This window comes from Prosthecobacter sp. (assembly GCF_044373815.1).
Taxonomy (GTDB): domain Bacteria; phylum Verrucomicrobiota; class Verrucomicrobiia; order Verrucomicrobiales; family Verrucomicrobiaceae; genus Prosthecobacter.
Genome location: NZ_JBIPNG010000076.1, coordinates 1 through 18,333, shown reverse-complemented (window position 1 = coordinate 18,333; position 18,333 = coordinate 1). Strand labels below are relative to the sequence as shown.

The following is an 18,333-nucleotide window of genomic DNA, read 5'->3' as shown; positions in this document are numbered from 1 at the left end:
CTCGGCGAACGTTGGTCACCTCAATGTTGTGGGCGGCAAAGAAGCGCACCACATCCTGGTTGCTGGCGTAACGACTCATGGCTGCAAGGTGGCAGATTAAAAGTCACCGCCACCGCCGAAGTCACCGCCACCCGAGTCACCACCTCCGTCGAAGCCGCCACCCGAGTCACCACCGCCGAAATCGCCGCCTGAGCTGGTGTAGTCGGTATCCGTGCCGGAGAAGCCGCCGTCACTGTGGGACGTGTCCGTGGGATCAGACCCTAAGGAGGCAGCAGAGCTGTGCGAGCCAAAGAAATTGTCATACATCCACATGCCCGCGGCAGCACCGAACATGCTGCCCATCATGTTTTGGAAAAAGCCGCCGCCACCACCATAACCAGGCTGGCCCATGCCGCCGCCGACACCACCACCGCCGCCGGACATGGAGCGGAACAGGCCGCGAATGAGGCTGAAGCCCACCCAGATCAGCAGCACGATACCGATCGTGGGAAGCCAGGATGAGATTCCTGTCTTCTGAACCGCGCGCGCTTTGGAACTGACAGGTGCAGCAGCGCCGTTGCGATGCGCGCTCATGGTCGTGGAAATGAAATTCACCGCATCAATCAGAGCGTCATCATTCTTTTTATTCCGCAGCTGTTCGAGCATGCGCTGAATCAGCGTGACCCGATCCGTCAGTGTGAAAGCCTGACGCTGAGTGTCTGTACCAACGACGACCTGCAGATGCGCGGGCTGTTTGACGAGCAGGATGAAGACGCCGTTGACTTTCTTGGTGCGGGCGAGCTGCTCCGCCCACTGGGAAAAGCCACGGTTGGTGGCGGCCTTGTCCGGGTGAATCACCGCAGCCTTCATGTCCTCAGGCACTGCGGCGAAGGTCTGCACAGCGATGTCCTTGTGCAGCCGGGTGGAGACGTCGTTGATCGTGCCGGTGGCGTTCACCTTGGCGAACTCGGAAAAGAAGGCTCCGTCATCTTGAATTCCGCCAGCAGCAGCGCGTGCACCAGCGGTGCCGAGCAAAAGCGTGGCAGCGAGAGCGGGAAGGAATAAATGGCGTGTGAGTGTGTTCATGGTGGGAGAAGAATACGTCGAGAGCATGATCCATGGATACGTGCGGCGCACCTGCGAAACGCGTCTGTTTTTGTAGTCGCTTCCCAAGGCGGCTCAAGTGTGACAAAAGCGTAAACAGCGCACAAACACATTACAATCCACGTCTTTACCGGCTCCTGCACCGAGTGAAATTGTCACATGGAAAAGACAACATGTCTGGAAGTTCTGAAACAAGGACCCTATGCCTGGAACAGCTTTCTCCTGGATGAAGGCCTCCAATCAGCCTGCTTGAGCGAGGTGAACCTCGGCGGCGCGGATCTGCGCCGCGTGAATCTGGCCCAGGCAGATCTGCACCTGGCAAATCTCAACGGGGCCGACCTCAGCCTGGCAAATCTGCGAGGCGCGGACCTCAGCCTGGCCGATCTCAGAGGTGCGAATCTCAACGGCGCAGATCTCAGTCTGGCAAATCTTGAAGGAGCAGACCTGCGCGGAGTCAAATGCACCGGCGTGCAGCTTCTGGGTGCGGACCTGCGCCGGGTGAACTTCCACGACACCGACCTGCGCCGCGCAAATTTTGCCAACGCAAATCTGTGCGGAGCGGACCTCAGCGGCACACGTCTGATACGGGCAAATCTGCTGGGTGCAGACCTCTACGGTGCAGATCTCACCGGCGTGGAAATGCTGGAAGGCAGCCCCGCTGCGTTACGTGCGGCAGCCTAGCCGGCATGCACAAATTGCGTCTGCTTTGCGCGATTTGGGGACTGCGAGGACAGGTGTGCTGGGCTCGGATTTGCTAAGAGGAAGGGCGGCTCAGCCACCCTCACACACGACTACACTATGCCACGCCCCTCACGTTACTCCCCTGCTGAAAAGGCCGCCATCGTGGCCGCCGCACGTTCCCGGATTCGCCTGGGAGAAAGTTGCAAAGACATCGCCAAGCGCCTGGGCGTGAATCAACCCTCCCTCAGCGGGTGGCTGCGCGAATCAACACTCGACATGCTGTACCCACCGCTGCCACCCTGCATGCCGCGCAATCGCTCGGCATGATGTGCGCAGTTGCTATTTCTTCTTCACCTTCCAGTGCTCATCAAAGAAGTCCGCAGCCACCACCTTGCCGGCAGACTCGGCACTCGGCGGCTGCGTGATGTTCAGGATGGCCCAGTCGGGGAGCTTGGGGTTTTGCAGTGAGTTGGTCTTGTCATGTGCCTCACGGAAAGTGAGGCCGGAGTTGATCACGACTTCAAAGCCCGGCGATTTCAGACAGGGATAAACCATGAGAGGCACATGGGTCTTGGCGTCGAACGCCTGCCCGCCCATGTCCACTGTCTTTGCGTCCCATTGCACCGGCAGCGATTTGGCAAGCTGCCTGAGGCAGGAATTGGATTCCGGCGTGCCCCAGAGAATGAGGCTCTGCGTTTTGCCTGCTTCGTAGATGTCTCCCACATCCGATGCCTTCACCACACGAGCATCGCCACGCATGAGGCCCTTCCAGCGCTGGAGGAAATGCGCCGCCTCGGCGTTCACCCACGCATCCACTGCAGGCGAGGATGATTTCCCATCCGGCAGCACCACCAGAAAGCGCTTCATGAAGCTCGCATCCATCGTTCCCGGATGTGCACCCGGCTTGCCCCCGGCTGGGGTGTCGTGCTGAAACGGCTCTGCATTGCCAAAATCACGCCAGACTCCGTTCTCCCTGATCAGTCGGCAGAACGCTCCCGCCACTTTGGGACCAGGACTCATAAAGGTCTCAAACTGCGGCGCTGCCGGACCAACTTTGAGTTTCAGCGTGGTGCCATCAATGTTCACTTGGAGCGATCCCCCGCCCTTCCTTGCCTGCGGCGGCGGATAGAACACGAGGCGCGTCACATTCTGCGTCTTCATCTCGATCGTCTGCCCGTCGATGACCTTGGCATCGAGCCGTGCTTCCTTCCAGCTCTCCTCCATGCCATGCAGGTTGAGCCACTTCACGCGGCCATAGAACGGTGTTTTGGTCTGAATGTGGATTTCGTCAGGAAATAGGTTTCGTCCCTTGGCGACCTCTTTCTCGATCCATGCCTGCACCTCCTTGATCGTTTCGGGATGGTACTTGTGCGGCATGCCGGGGCCGATGAGATGAGGCGGGTGCAGATCCTGCTTGGCCAGCACCTCCATCATGTACTCCGCCGAATCACGCTGAGCATCCACCTCGCCGCTGTAGCTGATCAGCGGCACATTGAAAAAATTCCGCGCATAGTCCGGCACGTCGTAAACACCCCACAGCGTCTGCTCATACCAGACCGGATACTTTTCTGGCGTGAGTTTTTGATAGCGCTTCACATCGGCAAAGCCCGCCCCCGTATGCACGCAGGCCCACTGGTCCGGATAATGCGCGCCAAGGTGCCATGCACCCGCGCCGCCCATGCTGAAGCCCGCCAGCGCCACGCGGTTCGTGTCCACATTGAAACGCTTCATGGCATCATCACGGCATTCAAACACATCCGTCTCACCCGCGCTCTTCCAGCCGTTGCAGTAACGTCCGAAGGGATGGATCACGATCGTGCCCGCCGGCTGAAACTGCCCCGGCTTCTTCGCCATCAACCTCGAATAAACAAACGGCAGATCCGTGGCGGTGTCTCCCCGGCCATGGAGCCAGATCCACATGGGCACCGGCTTTTTACCCACGCCAAACTCCAGGCCTTCCGGCACTTCCACGCCATAGGGTTGCGGTGAATCGTCGATCTTGGAATAGTAGCCCAGCACCTTCTGCCCGCTGCCGCTCATCCATGGCGTTTCATTTTTTCCGAGTGCCGCGATGCGCTTCTTCGCTTCATCAAGCAGCGCCATCGCCTTTTTCATTCCGTCCTCCGGCTTCTTGTCATACCACTCGTCGAACTCCAGCGCGTAGCTCACCGCCTTGAGAAAGATGTCCGCATCAGCTGCACGCGGGTGCTTCTTCACCGCTTGGAAGGACTTCTTCACCGCCGCCAGCTCTTTGGCAATGCCAGCCTCCTGCTCTGCTGAAAGCGCCGCGGTGGGTTTGGGCGGCAGACTGCCTTTGAAAGAGGCCGTGGCACCATTGGGACTGAGCTGCGCCTGAGCAGCCACCACCCACAAGGAGAGAAAAAGAAAACATTTCATGGAGAAGCTTAAACGCCGCCCTGCGCGGTTTTTAGACCGTTTCTCAGAAAGAATGTCCTTTTGATCCGGCGAGCGCAGCGGTCCCAGTGGCAAGGAGGACGCGCCGCCTGCTGTTTGAAAACAACAGGCAAGCGTCCGACGCAGCCAATGGGACCGCTCCGCCGCCGGGCAATGTGACAGGCTTTTTGAGAACCGGTCTAACCGTGAGTTGCGGTCTGTTTGATTTCTCCAGTCAACTCAATGACCGGCGGGGTTCTGACCGCCTGCGGAATCAAAGAACAGTTCGCCACTGGGTTTGATGCCAATGTAGAGATAAGTCCCAGGCACGGTGTCTGCGGCAACTGAGGACTGAAACATCATGCTGGCAAGCGAACCACTGGCCGGCTTCCGCCCCTCGATGACAGCGGCCACCTGGGTGGCCACATCTCCTTCAGGCCACACCACTCCAGCCGCCACACCCGTGGTATAGGCCAGCATGATGTTCTGAGCATTGCGCTTGTCTTTCACCTTGTCCGCTTCGCCAGCAAGAAACCCCAGATTCGGCACGATGATCGTTGCAATCAAACCGATGATAAGAATCACAACCAAGAGTTCAATCAGACTGAACCCTGATCGGCGGCGAGCCACTTGTTTGGTTTTCATGGACTTGAGGATTGAGGCTCGTTGAAGGATCTGGCACCTCTGTCATTTCCACCGCTAAAGCTTCCCTCGTTCCCATGCCCCTCTATTGCGTATTTATTCAAATGCGCTTAAGCCGCGCTGATAGTCGCGCATGCACTGGCTTCAATCAGGCCAGATGATCAGGACAAATAACGCGCTCCCCTTCCTCAAGCTGCTTTGCGCCAGCTGGCAAACACTCCACTCGGCACCGCAGGCACTCCCTCGGCGCCCTTGAGCAAAATTTCTCCGCTCTCAACGGCCCCGCCGAAAACGTTGAATTCCTGCCGCATGAGATTCTGCAATGTCGTGGGCGACACCGCCCCCTGGCGGCAGCAGATCAGGACGCCAATCGGCTTGTCGGACAGCAAACCGCTGACCGTGCTGAGCAAGGAGCCGAGATCACGCTCAAGCTCAAATCCGCCACGCTTGGCATCCTTGGGAGTGTGCGGATCGATCACGATCAAATCGTAGCGGGTCGTTTGTGTGCGTTCACGCTGGGCGAATTTCACCGGATCGTCCACCACCCAGCGGATATCCCGATTGGCCAGCGTGTTGAGCGCAGCGTGCTCACGTGCGCGTTTGATCGCATCTGCCGAAACATCCACATGCGCCACTGCCGCACCGGCCTGCGCAGTTGCGAGCGTGAAACCGCCAGCCCCGCCAAACAGATGCAGGACACGCGCCGGACGGCGCTGCTGCTCAGCAAAGGCAGAACACTGAGCGCCAGCCTTCCCCCACAGTTCCTGCAATTCAGGAGCCAGTCCGCGTACGCCGCCCTGAGGAGAAAGCAAAAAGCGCAACGTTCCGATGCGCAGTTTCAGCGGCTCCTTCACCTCGCGCTTCAATTCCACGGCCTTGCGCCATTCCGCACCCGGAAGTTTGCGCCGCCACCAGGCCGCATGGCAGGCACGCGAAGATACCAGCGCGCCAAGTCTTTCGAGCACGCGACCTCCGCCGCTGTCGAGGAGCTCAAATGATTGGTTTTCTGCTTCACCTTCCATGACGATGCTGTTGCTCAATGCTTGTTCTTCTGACCGGGATCAATACGAGCCTTGCCTCACAAAGGAAGCACGGCAAGCCCCTTCCCTTCCAATGCCGCCCGCGCCTCCTTGGCGGACTGCGCTTTCAGCCTGCGCTTATAGCAGCTTCTGAAAAACTTGGAGATGAAATCATTGCCCTGCGGTGGGAACGGCCGCCTTTTCAAGTTCACCTTGATGCCTTGCTCGCGCAGAAACTTGATCGCCTGGGGCTTCCAAAATTGTCCTTTAACAGACTCGACATAAGACACGACCTTGGGGGATTCGTCTTTCATGTAGAACAGCCCGGGCTCACCTTCAGTGTTGAGCTTCCGTAGACGGCTCTCCGCAGCCCAGATGGAACAACCAGGCACCAATATCTCGTTCAAAAAGGTTTTCTTCCACAAGGACAGATTGAGTCCCGCACGAAGATTGCCCTTCTCGATCCGGCGTAACGAAGTGTTTTCCATCGCTTCACCCAGATCGCCATGCTGGTCCACCGCCAGGTACTTGCCGCCAGCCTGATCCAATTGCTCAATGCATGCGGTCATCGCGGAACTTTGAATGTCGCGATCCACCAGGAAATCATCCAGCCAGACAAAGAGATTCTCCTCCTTGATGGATTTTAAGGCAGTGATGAGGTTGTCCGACCAGCTTTTGTCCTCCCCCACTGGGATCGTGATCACTCTGGGATCTTCAAAAGTGCGATGGTTCGAAATGAGATAAACTGAAAACGGAGATGACTCCCAGTGCTTGAAGAAAAAATGGAAGAAAATGGGCCATAAATCCGAATAGCCGTCACAGGAAGAGATGACTGTGGCGGCATTCTGTGTGTTGGGATTGGATGGCATGAAGCGGAATAGGGAATTTAATACGCTGGCGCACAATCCGCAATCTGTTAGCTCACTTTAAAAAATGATCTGACTTCGGCGGCACAGTGTCGTGGCATGCCCGGCAAAACGATCAAGGAACACAGATGCGCCAGGAATCACATTGAGGCTGAGAGAACTGCCTCTTTAAGATGAGCTAATTTGGTTGCAGCGTGTTGATTGTCTGCTTTGTAGAACACTGATTTTATTAATACTTGTAATATCCATACATAAAATTTTGACCTCAGCCGCATCAATTCAACTTTTGGCCCTGAAGCAAAAGTGGAGTGGCCCACCTCCTCAATTGATGGCATTCAATCCACTCCATGAAATCCTTCAGCCGCCGCATACATGATCTTTATGCGAATCTGCGGTCTGCAGTTCGGCTTTACCCAAAGATTGAATCCTCTCCAAAGAATTCGGCCAGCGTCACGGTCATCCCACTGATCGAAGCTGGCACGGAGGAAGTCCCCTGTGAATTGGAGGCGCGGTTTTTCAACCACACTGCAACCACTTCTCTGATGCGGTGGCCCGCTGTCAATTTCCACCACATACGCAACGCAACGGTCGTGGGTGATCAGGCCAGCATTTTCACGCCTGATGGCAAATGGCTGCGTATATGCCCCAGCTTTGATTTGCTGCCTCTGAGCAAGGTGCGGCAGCCCATATCTATCGGAGCAAAAAGGGTGACCTCACCGTTGTTTCATCTCTCAGGCAGGGACCACGAAAACCACGGCCACTTCCTCTTTCAGCACATGCCCCGCTGGATGGCGGCGCAAAAGAAAATGCAGGAGTTGAATCCTGAATTTAAAATTCTGGTCGCCAAAGGCCATCTGAAATGGCAGTCCCGTTACCTGTTAAAAACCGGTCTCACCCAGGACCAGATCATTGAATGCAGCGATGGAACAACCCGCTGCGATGATCTCTTTTATGTCCCTCAGCTGCGCGGAGTGCAAGACTGCCTCTCCCGGCCACAGGACTACCGGACCATGAACGATTACTTCCATCGTCCCCATGCCAAAACAGGACCGTCACTGTTCCTGTCCAGAAAAGATGCTCCCAACCGCTATCTGCTCGATGAACCCGCAGCCATCGCCGAGATTGAAAAAGTGTTTGGCGAGGTTCGTGTGATCCAGCTCTCCAAAACGCCTTTGGATGAACAGATCGACCTGGTGTCCAAAGCCCCAGTCGTCATCTCTCCGCTGGGACAGGCCCTGGCAGTTTCGCTTTTCGCCAGAAATTCAGTCATCATCAACTTGGATGGCGGCCCCGGCCCCGACGCCTGGGGTGACGCATTCCGGAATGTGGCGAACATTTGCGGCAACCAGGGCATCTCATTGTACTCTGGCTCCACAAGGACCCAGGACGGCTCATTTACATTTCCACCGCAGTTGCTCCACCAGATGCTTGAGAAAGTGAAAAAGCTAAGTCAGTAGAGCCCATTCCCTCACCCTCCTCTTGATGCGCCTACTTCTCGTTAAACTCCGCCACATCGGGGACTCCCTGCTGCTGACTCCCACGGTCCAGGCGGTGAAAGACGTCTATCCTGACGCACAGATCGACGTCGTCGTGCGCGCAGGAACAGAAAGCATTTTGAAAGGCTGCCTCAGCATCAACAAAATCTACACCACCGCCTCGCCCGAAAAAAGCAAACGCTCTGGCGCGAGCTTCTGGAATGATTTGCGGCTGCTGGCGGATATCCGCAGTGAAAAATATGATCTGGCCGTGGAAATGGGCAACAACGACCGTGGGCGAACCATCGTCGGATTGAGCGGAGCCAAAAAACGATGTGCCAACACCCACGTCTATCAGATTGCCTGGCCGTGGAAATGGCTCATGACGCACCTGGGCGATAGCGAGTGGTCAATCATCCACCGGGCACAGGCCGATTTTTTGAATGTTAAAGACTTTCTTGAGCTGCCGCAGCAGGAGCCTGGTCCACTGGTATTCGAAAGAAGTGCCACCACGGCGCCTCCATTCGCTTTGGCACCCGACAAGCCGCTGGTCATTTTCCATCCCGGCACACGGTGGCAGCGCAAGCGCTGGAGTGAAAACCATTGGACCAGTTTGGGAAATTCTCTGATTTCGCGAAATCATCAAATCGTCATCAGCGTCGGCCCTGACTCGGAGGAGATCGCTCTAGGTCAGCGATTGGTCGAAGCGATTGGCCCGGGATGCATCAGTACCGAAGGAAAAACTCAATGGAATCATCTGGCATGGCTGCTCTACCATGCCCGCTTGTTTGTAGGTGTGGACACTGCCGCCATGCACCTTGCAGCAGCCACCGGAACTCCTACCGTGGCTCTCTTCGGCCCTGATTCGGATGCTCGAAACTGGTCCCCCTGGAAAACACCCCACCGTCTCATTCATTTCAATTCAGATGAAGCCAGCACTCTTGAGGAAGTCATGGCTGCTGCAGCAGGTTTTCTCGCACCTTCTCCACCGAATTCATGAAGCTTCTCGTTCTCCCTTTCGGTGATGCGGCTTGCGCCAGCACTCATTATCGGGTGCTTCAGTATCTGGACATGTTGAAAAAGGATGGAATCGACTGTGAAGTTTTGGCTCCTGGAAAAATGCCCGAGCCAGCGGTTATTGCTGAATCCGACACAGTGTTGGTGCAGAAAAAGCTTTTTCCAGCTCATCAGGTGCGAACACTCAGGAAGCACGCAAAGCGGCTGTTGTTTGACATTGATGACGCCACCTGGCACCCCCATGGCCGGAAGCACAGCTGGTGGACGCGCTGGCGCACCAACCGCCGCCTGCAAAGCATGGTGCGAGCAGCAGACGTGTCTCTCGTCGCAAATCAATACATCGCCGGGCATCTCAACGCATTGGGAGGAAAAACACAAGTGCTGCCCATGGCTTTGAAAGCTGAAGACTGGCCGCCCTCCAAGAACAATCAGGCCGTCCGTATCAGGCTGGGATGGTCAGGTGCCCCTGTGAATTTGCGCTACCTTGAAGCCCTGGAACCTGTGCTTGCGCAGGTGATGGGTAAGCACCCAGAGGTGGAACTTGCAGTGTTTTGCGGCAAACAACCCGCATTCAGCACCTCTTTGCCATATCTGCACCTGCCCTGGCGGCAAGGCGGCGAGCCTGATGCGGTTAAAACCTTTCATATCGGCCTTCTGCCTCTGCCGACGGATGCTTTCTCACAAGGCAAATCCCCCATCAAGGCACTGCAATACATGGCAGCCGGCATTCCCACGATCGCGACACCCCAGGCGGGTTCCTTGGAGATCGGTCAAGGCTCTGACAGCATGTTCTTCGCTGAAAATCCGCAGCAGTGGAGTGAAAGGCTGTGCCAATTGATCCAGGATAATGAACTTCGTGGAAAGATGGGTGCGAACGCTCGTACGGCCTTTGAAGAACGCTTCTCCTCCACGCAAACCTATTCACGCTGGAAGTCCTTCCTTCTCGGAAAATGAAGAAGCCCAGTGTCATCATCTTGTCCGATCAAATCAGCGGCGGAGCTGGGACTCTAGCGAACCTCCTCGCCAACGATCTGGCAGAGCGTGCGGAGTTCGATGTGGAACGCTGGCATTTTTCACCGCCAGCAAAGAACGGCTTTTTTTGTGCAGGGCTGCGCGAGCTTTCGCTAAGTCCAACCCGAAAGCGCCCCGCTTTGGAACGATTGGTGAAGAATTTCTCACGCAAGGTCGCGGCTCGCTGGCGGAGTCAGCGCCATGAAAGCGCGCTGCTGCGTGCGGTTGAAACGGCGAAGCCCGATCTGATCCACATTCATAACATCCATTCCGCAGACCTAAATCACAGCACACTGCTGAAGATCCCTGCACACATACCGCTGATCTGGACGATCCATGATCTATGGCCGATCAAGGCGCATGCCTGCTCTTGGCTGGAGTGTGATACGGGAGAACGTTATCGCTATGAAATCGGCCCATGGAGCCGCCGTGATCTGCTTGAGACAAGAAACCACCTGTTGCAGCAGCACAGCAATTTGACGCTCGTGGCGCCTTCAGCCTACGTGGCTCGGGTGATGCGTCCGCTCAACCGGCGCTACCACATGCACAATGAAATGGTGCCGCATGTGGTCCGGAAAGAGTTCTTGGTGCCGCAAGACCATGCAGCCAGCAGAACCAAATGGAATCTTACGGACGATGTCTTCTGGCTCGGCGTTGGAGCCACATGGAACAACAACCGCAAGGGCATGGACGTGCTCTGGAATGCACTTTCACAGATCGACTGCAAGGGCCTGGGACTTCTGGTGTGGGGGCAGCCGCCGACGATTCCGGAGTTGAGTGGATTGACGGTGAAGATTGTCGGATCCGTGGATTCTGCGGAAACGCTGGCAACACTGTATGCAGCGGTTGATGCTTTTGTATGTCCCACGAAGGGTGACACCGGGCCGTTGAGCGTTTTAGAGTCAATGGCAGTCGGCACGGTGCCAGTGGCCAGCCGCGTTGGAGGCATTCCTGAACGTGTGAAGCATGAAGAGCTTGGTTATTTGTTCCCCAGCCAGGATGCTGCGGCACTGGCCTTGTTGATTGAAAAACTGCGCAGCAGGCAGCAGCCTTTGGAACAGATCGGACACACGGCGCGTGAATACGTGCTGGCGCAGCACACGCCTGAAACCCAAACTCTTCAATATACGAAGATTTACCAACGCCTGCTTCAAGCATGAATACGCAGCAGCCACTTTCACGGATCGCAGTGACCATTCTGGCCTACCGCCGGGCAGAAAAGCTGGAGCAACTGCGTCTGGCTTTGCGCAGCTTTCCCACAGCGGAGTTGTTTGTATTTTGCGATGGAGCACGAGGCGAATCGGATGCAGAGGCATGCAAAGAGACGCAACAGGTGGCGCAGCGCTTCCTGGAGGATCATCCCGGAGCCAAGATTGTGGTGCGCGAGCGCAATCTGGGGCTGAATCAAAACATTGTGCAGGGCATCACGGCCGCTCTCACCGAGGTCCCATTCACCGTGGTTTTGGAAGAGGATGTCATACCGCAGCCGGGTCTGTTTGAATATCTGGCGCAGGCCGAGGCCGCATATCGCAATGAGGCCAAAGTTTTTTCCATCGCCGCGTTCCATCCCATCATTAGCGACGAGGGACAGCTGACCACGTTTTTTTCCCGGCGCTTCTTCTGCTGGGGCTGGGCTACCTGGGCTGACCGCTGGCAGTCCATGCTGCCGCTGCTCAAGGGGACCACATGGCCCTATGAGCACTACTGGCAGATACCGGCCTGCATGGGCACCGACTGCCAGTGGGCACACCGTCAGCATCGAATGGGCCGCAAAGCGATGACCTGGGACCGGCTCCTGGCATTGTGGACCTTGAAACATGACTTGCTCCACCTCTGCCCCAGCACGCGTTTGACGGCGAACATTGGACTTGATGGGTCAGGAGAAAACTGCACGGCGGATGACCCTGCTCAGCGGCTCTTTAAGAACGCGAATTCCCTCGATGGAGCCGTCTGGGAATTTCCGAAAAACCTCTCTCCAACTGAAGCGATGGATGCAAAAATCCGCGACTACTTCACCAATGCATCGCGCGGTCATTGGGACCAAATCCGCAAGCGTTTGAATTACGAACTGGCTCGGATGCGCGGACTGAAGAAATATGGGTTATGATACCTGACATCTATTACATTCATCGCGGTAAAATTCCCCGTTACCTGCTTTGTTCGATGGAGAACACGCGCGTGTTCAATCCAGATGCGCGCATCTTTCTTCTGGGTGATGCTTCGCATCCCACATTCAAGCGGTTGGGTGTCACATTGATTCCCTTCGACACGCTGCCACATGATGATCTCGACTTTTTTCAGGCTTCCTATCGCCATACGTCGGGCAATCCGGAGGCATTTGAGCGCTTCTGTTTCGCGAGGTGGTTTTATCTGCATGAAGCAGTTCGAGCCAACGGCTCAGAGATCGCCATCCATCTTGACAGCGACTGTCTGATTTTTGATTCGGCCGATGCGCTGGCGCAAAGGCTTCTGCCTGAAAATGCCCTGTGCTATTTCGGTCCGGATGGGAACCCGCATCTGGCGCTCTTTCGACCGAAAGGTATTTCAGGAATGGCCGCCACCTTGCGCACGCTTTTCCAGACAGAGTATTATCGGGACTGGGCCCAGATGAACTGGAGAGAAATGAGGCGTTTCTTCTGTGACATGGCGGGGCTGGATTATTATGTGCAGCAGAATCCGGGTGCGGTGTTTGATCAAACCGAATGGCCTGATGCCATCGTGGAACAGACCATGTCAGTAGCCCATGGTTATACCCTCTGGCCCGGGCGCAAAAAATTGAAACGGGTGCAGTGGCGGATCGAGCATGACAGGCTTGTCCCCTATCTCACCCGGGTGGCAGACGGCAGCCAGGTGCGTGCTCTGGCGCTGCATTACAAGGGCGCCAGCAAGCGCTACATGCGCAGGTTCAACCGGATCTCAGATTTTGCTGTGGCTCAAAAAATCCGCTGCTTTTTGAACAACCATCTTCCGCCGATCAATCGCTCGACGGTTTTTCTGAAGGGCTCGAATCCGACTTGAGATGGTAGAGGAAGTCGTGGTGGCTCATTTTGGCAACCATATCGTATTCAGGGGATAACAACGCGTTGATGTCGTCAAAAAAGCGCGCTTCCACCAGAATGTAACGCGGCTTATACTTGGCCAGATTCATGCCTTTCAGGACTTCCAGTTCGTAGCCCTCCACATCAAGAGAAAGCAGATCAATCTGCTTCAGGCCGGTCTGCTCATCCAAAATGGACTCCAGTGTCCGGGCCGGCACTTGAACGGTGTAAGAACCAGCCAACCTTTTGACCCGAATGCCATCTGCAATGTGCTGGTCCTCCATCTCCTGGGTCTTCATGGCCCCCTTCACAAGGGACATCAGATTGGCGTAACGCATTTCAATGAACTTGTCCGTGCAAGTGTTGGAAACGAGCGCGCAGTTATAGACATTGGATTTAGACCGCTCCTTTTTGCATTTCTGAAAAAGCTCGGGCATGCCTTCAACAAGGACTCCCCGCCAGCCTTTGAACCTCTCCAGGAAGTAGGTGTTGCTCTGTGAGTAGCCGTCATTGGCGCCCGCCTCGATGAAGAAGCCGTTGGTGAAATTCAGGTACTTTTCCAGTTCACGATCAATTCCCCCAAGACCTGGATGAGAGTATTTGTCCGAGCCAAACATTTCATGCAGGCGACGCCTGAGTTTACGCTTAACATTGCTGAACATGCCCATAGTAGTCTCCTCTGTTTTGCTATCAAGCCCGCTGCTACCGTGACCAGCAGTCAGGCAATTTCAGGGTCGGGTTTGGTGTGTTGTCGAAATCCAATGGATGGGGGAAAACCAGTTTCTGAGATGACTCCTTCATTCGGTCCTTTCGGAGAAAGGTAAACTCCATCACTGGCGGAATGGAGAGACCGTGCTTCACGACTGCGCCGCGGCAGTTGTTCGGGTGCACATGGACACATGCATGTGTGTGCAGCAACTTTTCAAAGGCACGTCCGGCCAGTTTAAAAAATCCTTGGTTCCACAGAGCATCCAAGGCGTGAAATTCGATGATGATGATCCTGAACCTGCGCATCAGGTGATCGGAAATATTCAAAAGCGTTTCGTATTCAAACCCCTCGATGTCCATCTGCAGCAGCAGATCGGAATTTGGATCCAGATTTGATGATGCCACCCATTCATCCATCGTGATGAAGTCACTTGTTGAATATGACCCGACAAACTTTTTGATGAAGTGAAACTTTTCATGGGTGGATGCCGGTCCTTCCACGGATTTGTCCGCCATGAACACCTGCATGCCTAAATCAGCACAGGATTTCTCAAAATCAGAAACGCTGCACACACCGGGGGAGAGGCAGGCGGAGATGCCAGAGAGATCATCAGGAACCAGATAGCCGCCATCACCATCGGGTCCCATGCGGATCAATTCATGACCGGAGGCACGCGGACGCAAAGCAGTGATAAGATTCTGCATCTGCCCAACACTGGTTTGAGCCGTGACCATCCTCTGGTCAGACTCCAGGATTTTTCGTGCAATTCGTTTTAACAGGCCCATCGTGAAATGAAATGACAGCGGTGATGATGAAATATGACTGACTATGCGCTGCGGGCTCATCCTCGCGCTCGCAGCAGCACGCAAAGAATCAACTTGCTGGAAAAAAAACGAATAACTACACTCCTGTGATGTCTTGGACAATTGTTTTGTGCTCTGAAATCAAGCCTTTTTGGGAAAACCGCATTTGTAGCCATGACTATGCAAATCAGTTCCCAGGCGCAGGATGGATTCCCTATTTTGCCGAGAAGGTGAAGCAGGCCGGGCACACCTTTTTGACGAGTGATCTCGCACTGCAAAAGATCGCGGACGGAAAGCTGGAGCCTGAGCGCACGATCTTGATCAGCGGTGAGCATGCCAGGCACGGCCTGGAATTGATCAAGCTGGGGTGCCAGCCTGGAGTCATGATCTGTGCGGAGTCTCCGATGTTTGCCCGCAAGTTTTACGAGAGGATCCGTTTTTATTGTGATCCCTATCCGATCAAAATTCTTTTCCAGGGAACCATCGACCAGTTTTACCCGAACGATGCACTGGCGCAGCGCACTCGCTTTGCCATTTACCGCAGGAGTGACGGTTTTAAGCCGGACATGCCGTGGGCTGAGCGCAAGCCCATGGCCATGGTGGTAAGCAACAAGTATTGGAGACACCCTCTGGAACTCAAGCGGTTGCTCAAAAAGCCGGGCAGCATCTTTGGATGGATCCGCAGCAAATTGTGTCTTAGCAATTCACCGATCAATCGTCATACGATGAAGCACCAGTTGCATGACTACAGGCTAAGCTTGATTCATCACTTTGCTGACAAGGGACTCGATCTGTATGGAAAAGGCTGGGATCAATTCAAGAATCTGCCGCTCTCCTGGCGCAGACGACTTGGGCCCGTGCTCAACAAGCTGAGTGCAAAACAATGTGCGGACAAGCATGAAACCATCTCCCAGTATAAGTTTTGCATCGCCCTGGAGAATATTGCCGCACCGGGTTACCTGACGGAGAAGATCATCGACTGTTTTGTGGCGGGAGTGGTGCCATTGTATCTGGGAGATCCGGATGTGACTTCACACATTCCTGAAGGAAGCTTCGTAGATCTGCGGCGCTTTAAAACGCTGGCCGAACTGGAGAAGCATCTGAATGAGATGACGGAAGAGCAGGCGCAGGAGATCATCCGGGCGGGAAGAGCCTATTTGGAGAGTGAGGCCGGTCAGGAGCATGACTACGAGGGGATGGCCTCGCGCATGTTCCAAAAAGTGGCGAAGCATTTTTCACTCACTTGAACCAAGTGACCAGCGACTGCAGGCGCTTGCGGATGGTGTTGCGCAGCTTCACTGGCAACACAGCTCTTACAAAGCGGTTCATGCTCGTTCTCTTCGTGACTGTGGGCAGGTCCTGAGTTCCTACTTGCAACTGCGGCAGGGGCACTCCGGGCTGTGCGCTCCATTCGTTGTGCTGCAGCGCAGCAGCCAGTTCTTGATAGTACTTCTTCACATCCGTGGAGCGTCGTTTCTCCCAAAAATACAGGCAAAGACCAAAACGCTGGACCAACAGAGTACAGTAGTGCCCCAGCCATGCCTCACCTACAGCGGGCTTGGCATCTTGTTGCACGCAGATCTCTTCGAGCAACTCAGCACCTTCGCGGAAAAGCCGCTGGATCAAAAAATCCACTTCTTGATCCGGTGTCTGCTGTGCCTCCACCTGCATGTATTGGCCGTGGCTGTGCATGAAGCCCGCCACTGTCGGGTAGGAGAGATGGTGAACGCAGCAGTCATCTGCATATTTGATGCGCCCAATTCGCGATTTTTCAGTGGCTGAAAAATTGGCGTGTATCCGGTCCTGCACTCGTGCGCGATGCCGGTGAATCAGGAACGGGTAATCCGTCACATCCGCTAGCTTTCCATAGGGCGTGTGGACGCCGTACATGTAGCGCTTCCGCGGAACATATATCAAATCAAGATCAGGTCCACGTGTCTGCAGAAGCTCGCGACAGCTTTCGATGAGCCGCTTGGTGGGAACCTCCGAGGCTGTGGCAAAATAGATCCACTCGCAGCTCGTCGATGCAATCAAGGCCTGAAAATCATCCTGTCCCTGAGTCGAGAAGGGAAAAACCAGATGCTTGATTTTGGAACCGTAGCTTTCACAGATCTCGCTCGTTTTATCCGTTGAGGACTTGTTAATGACAACTACCTCATCCGCCCAAGCCAGCGCCTGATCAAGAATAGATCTAATGCGAGCTTCTTCATTGTAAGCAAACACCAAAAAACTAATTTGCGGTGGCTGTGAAGCTGTCATGGCAACAAGGCAAGGCAAGTGGCGGCAATGTGGCTGCTGGACACCCCCGCAGCATTTCGAAGAAATGCCTGAGTACCAACCAGAACCGAGGCATCAGCACTCACGGCGACGGAGTGCACAGACAATGACTTCGGCAGATTTTCACGCAGAGCAGCGGCAAGCCCTCCCTCTGTGACGTGTTCCTCCACAGCCACGATGTAATCGTATGAATTCAGAGCATCCAAGCGCGACACATCGAGAGGCTTGAGCCACGGCAGCGAGTAAACGGCCACTGACTTCCCTTCGCTTGCGAGAATATCCGCTGCCGCCAGCGATTCATCGAGAATGCCTCCAGTGGAAACAAGAGCGATTCGATCGGATGGAGTTCCGCGAAGAAGGAGAGGCCCACGCTCGATGCCACGCACGTCATGCAGTTTCTTTTCACCCGCCTTGCCAATGCGAAGGTACGACGGACCCGGATGATCTGCCAGCCATGCTACACATTCCTTGGTCTCACCGGGATCTCCGGGAGCCATGACGTGAATATTGGGCAATGTCCTCATGATGGCCAGATCTTGAACGGCATGATGCGAATACCCGAGGTTGCCATAGGCAAGTCCCCCACCAACAGCCACAACGGTCACCGGCAACAGATGATAGCACACATCATTGCGGATTTGTTCCAAGCAGCGCAGGGTTGGGAAATTGGCAATGGAATAGGTGAAGACATGATAGCCCTCGGAGGCGAGACCTGCTGCGACTCCCGTCATGTTTTGTTCGGCCACACCAGCGTTGAGAAAACGATCTGGAAACTCGCGGGCAAAGGGCTCGACAACTGAGAAGCCGAGATCTCCGACGATCAGAAAAATTTCAGGATGCGTACGAGCCTGAACGGTCAGCTCGTTGATGAAGGCGGTTCTCATGAGTCACTTCCAAGTTGTAAAAGTGCTGATGTGAGCTGCTCCCCCCGTGGAGACGAGTAGTGCCACTGGAGACTGTTTTCCATGAAGTCCACGCCCTTGCCTTTGATTGTATGTGCAATGAGGACCGAGGGCTTGCCAACCTCCCAAGGAACCGAAGAGAGCGCCTCGCGGATGGCCGCATGATCATGGCCATCAACTTCACGTACTGACCAGCGGAATGCTCGAAACTTGTCAGCGAGCGGATCGAGTTCCATCACTTCAGCGACGGAGCCAAGACTCTGGATTTTGTTGTAGTCAACGATGGCAATGAGATTGTCGAGACGATGCTGGGGAGCGAAGAGAATGGCCTCCCAATTGGAGCCTTCGTCCAGTTCACCATCGCTCAGCATCACCATGGTGCGCCAAGCTGCGCCGGAACGTTTTGCAGCCAGTGC

Annotated in this window: 18 protein-coding genes and 1 pseudogene; 9 read left to right on the top strand and 10 right to left on the bottom strand. The window is 55.2% G+C overall.

Annotated features, from left to right (window positions below):
- Positions 1–96: 96 nt before the first annotated feature.
- Positions 97–1,065 (bottom strand): hypothetical protein, encoded by a 969-nt coding sequence (locus ACIREA_RS09055; protein WP_397381938.1) that lies wholly within the window; start codon positions 1,063–1,065, stop codon positions 97–99.
- Between the two features lie 177 nt (positions 1,066–1,242).
- On the opposite strand from ACIREA_RS09055, the gene ACIREA_RS09050 reads away from it, so the two are divergent.
- A complete protein-coding gene (locus tag ACIREA_RS09050) occupies positions 1,243–1,764 on the top strand; it encodes a pentapeptide repeat-containing protein (RefSeq protein ID WP_397381937.1) in 522 nt (173 codons plus the stop codon).
- 117 nt (positions 1,765–1,881) lie between these two features.
- Positions 1,882–2,091, top strand: a complete 210-nt coding sequence (locus ACIREA_RS09045) for a transposase (RefSeq protein ID WP_397381936.1) — start codon at positions 1,882–1,884, stop codon at positions 2,089–2,091.
- Positions 2,092–2,103: 12 nt separating this feature from the next.
- Here the strand turns inward: ACIREA_RS09045 and ACIREA_RS09040 are convergent, their stop codons facing one another.
- From ACIREA_RS09040 to ACIREA_RS09025, 4 genes are all read right to left on the bottom strand, one after another.
- Positions 2,104–4,161 carry a prolyl oligopeptidase family serine peptidase gene (locus ACIREA_RS09040; RefSeq protein ID WP_397381935.1) on the bottom strand — a complete coding sequence of 686 codons (2,058 nt, stop codon included), beginning with the start codon at positions 4,159–4,161 and terminating at the stop codon, positions 2,104–2,106.
- 237 nt (positions 4,162–4,398) lie between these two features.
- Entirely contained in the window at positions 4,399–4,803 is a 405-nt protein-coding gene (locus tag ACIREA_RS09035) for a type II secretion system protein (protein WP_397381934.1), read from the bottom strand.
- Between the two features lie 185 nt (positions 4,804–4,988).
- Positions 4,989–5,840, bottom strand: coding sequence for a class I SAM-dependent methyltransferase (locus ACIREA_RS09030; protein WP_397381933.1), 852 nt, complete (start codon positions 5,838–5,840; stop codon positions 4,989–4,991).
- Positions 5,841–5,878: 38 nt separating this feature from the next.
- The gene (locus tag ACIREA_RS09025; protein WP_397381932.1) at positions 5,879–6,523 is read right to left on the bottom strand and encodes a hypothetical protein; all 645 of its coding nucleotides are present in this window, start codon (positions 6,521–6,523) and stop codon (positions 5,879–5,881) included.
- Positions 6,524–7,185: 662 nt separating this feature from the next.
- Here ACIREA_RS09025 and ACIREA_RS09020 point away from each other — a divergent pair.
- From ACIREA_RS09020 to ACIREA_RS08995, 6 genes are read left to right on the top strand one after another with little or no spacing between them, the layout of a single operon-like run.
- A complete protein-coding gene (locus ACIREA_RS09020; protein WP_397381931.1) occupies positions 7,186–8,142 on the top strand; it encodes a glycosyltransferase family 61 protein in 957 nt (318 codons plus the stop codon).
- Between the two features lie 25 nt (positions 8,143–8,167).
- Positions 8,168–9,160, top strand: coding sequence for a putative lipopolysaccharide heptosyltransferase III (gene rfaQ, locus ACIREA_RS09015; RefSeq protein ID WP_397381930.1), 993 nt, complete (start codon positions 8,168–8,170; stop codon positions 9,158–9,160).
- Entirely contained in the window at positions 9,157–10,131 is a 975-nt protein-coding gene (locus tag ACIREA_RS09010) for a glycosyltransferase family 4 protein (RefSeq protein WP_397381929.1), read from the top strand. Before rfaQ ends, ACIREA_RS09010 begins: the two co-directional genes overlap by 4 nt.
- Positions 10,128–11,348 carry a glycosyltransferase gene (locus ACIREA_RS09005; protein WP_397381928.1) on the top strand — a complete coding sequence of 407 codons (1,221 nt, stop codon included), beginning with the start codon at positions 10,128–10,130 and terminating at the stop codon, positions 11,346–11,348. Before ACIREA_RS09010 ends, ACIREA_RS09005 begins: the two co-directional genes overlap by 4 nt.
- Positions 11,345–12,295 carry a glycosyltransferase gene (locus ACIREA_RS09000; RefSeq protein ID WP_397381927.1) on the top strand — a complete coding sequence of 317 codons (951 nt, stop codon included), beginning with the start codon at positions 11,345–11,347 and terminating at the stop codon, positions 12,293–12,295. Before ACIREA_RS09005 ends, ACIREA_RS09000 begins: the two co-directional genes overlap by 4 nt.
- Positions 12,292–13,206 carry a hypothetical protein gene (locus ACIREA_RS08995; RefSeq protein ID WP_397381926.1) on the top strand — a complete coding sequence of 305 codons (915 nt, stop codon included), beginning with the start codon at positions 12,292–12,294 and terminating at the stop codon, positions 13,204–13,206. The genes ACIREA_RS09000 and ACIREA_RS08995 overlap by 4 nt, the downstream gene beginning before the upstream one ends.
- On the opposite strand, the gene ACIREA_RS08990 is transcribed toward ACIREA_RS08995, so the two are convergent.
- Entirely contained in the window at positions 13,163–13,888 is a 726-nt protein-coding gene (locus ACIREA_RS08990) for an FkbM family methyltransferase (RefSeq protein WP_397381925.1), read from the bottom strand. The genes ACIREA_RS08995 and ACIREA_RS08990 overlap by 44 nt on opposite strands.
- Before the next feature lie 40 nt (positions 13,889–13,928).
- The gene (locus tag ACIREA_RS08985) at positions 13,929–14,780 is read right to left on the bottom strand and encodes an FkbM family methyltransferase (protein ID WP_397381924.1); all 852 of its coding nucleotides are present in this window, start codon (positions 14,778–14,780) and stop codon (positions 13,929–13,931) included.
- A 68-nt stretch (positions 14,781–14,848) separates the two neighbouring features.
- Between ACIREA_RS08985 and ACIREA_RS08980 the strand changes: the two genes are divergently transcribed.
- Positions 14,849–15,985: a glycosyltransferase family 10 domain-containing protein gene (locus tag ACIREA_RS08980; RefSeq protein WP_397381923.1), complete on the top strand. Its 1,137-nt coding sequence runs from the start codon at positions 14,849–14,851 to the stop codon at positions 15,983–15,985.
- On the opposite strand, the gene ACIREA_RS08975 is transcribed toward ACIREA_RS08980, so the two are convergent.
- The 3 genes and pseudogenes from ACIREA_RS08975 to ACIREA_RS08965 form a co-directional block, all read right to left on the bottom strand.
- The gene (locus ACIREA_RS08975) at positions 15,978–16,997 is read right to left on the bottom strand and encodes a glycosyltransferase (protein WP_397381922.1); all 1,020 of its coding nucleotides are present in this window, start codon (positions 16,995–16,997) and stop codon (positions 15,978–15,980) included. The two genes, ACIREA_RS08980 and ACIREA_RS08975, sit on opposite strands and share 8 nt — an antisense overlap.
- Positions 16,994–17,899, bottom strand: a complete 906-nt coding sequence (locus ACIREA_RS08970; RefSeq protein WP_397381921.1) for a transketolase family protein — start codon at positions 17,897–17,899, stop codon at positions 16,994–16,996. Before ACIREA_RS08970 ends, ACIREA_RS08975 begins: the two co-directional genes overlap by 4 nt.
- A pseudogene (locus ACIREA_RS08965) lies at positions 17,896–18,333 on the bottom strand (transketolase); the annotation flags it as partial. The pseudogene ACIREA_RS08965 and the gene ACIREA_RS08970, both read right to left, overlap by 4 nt.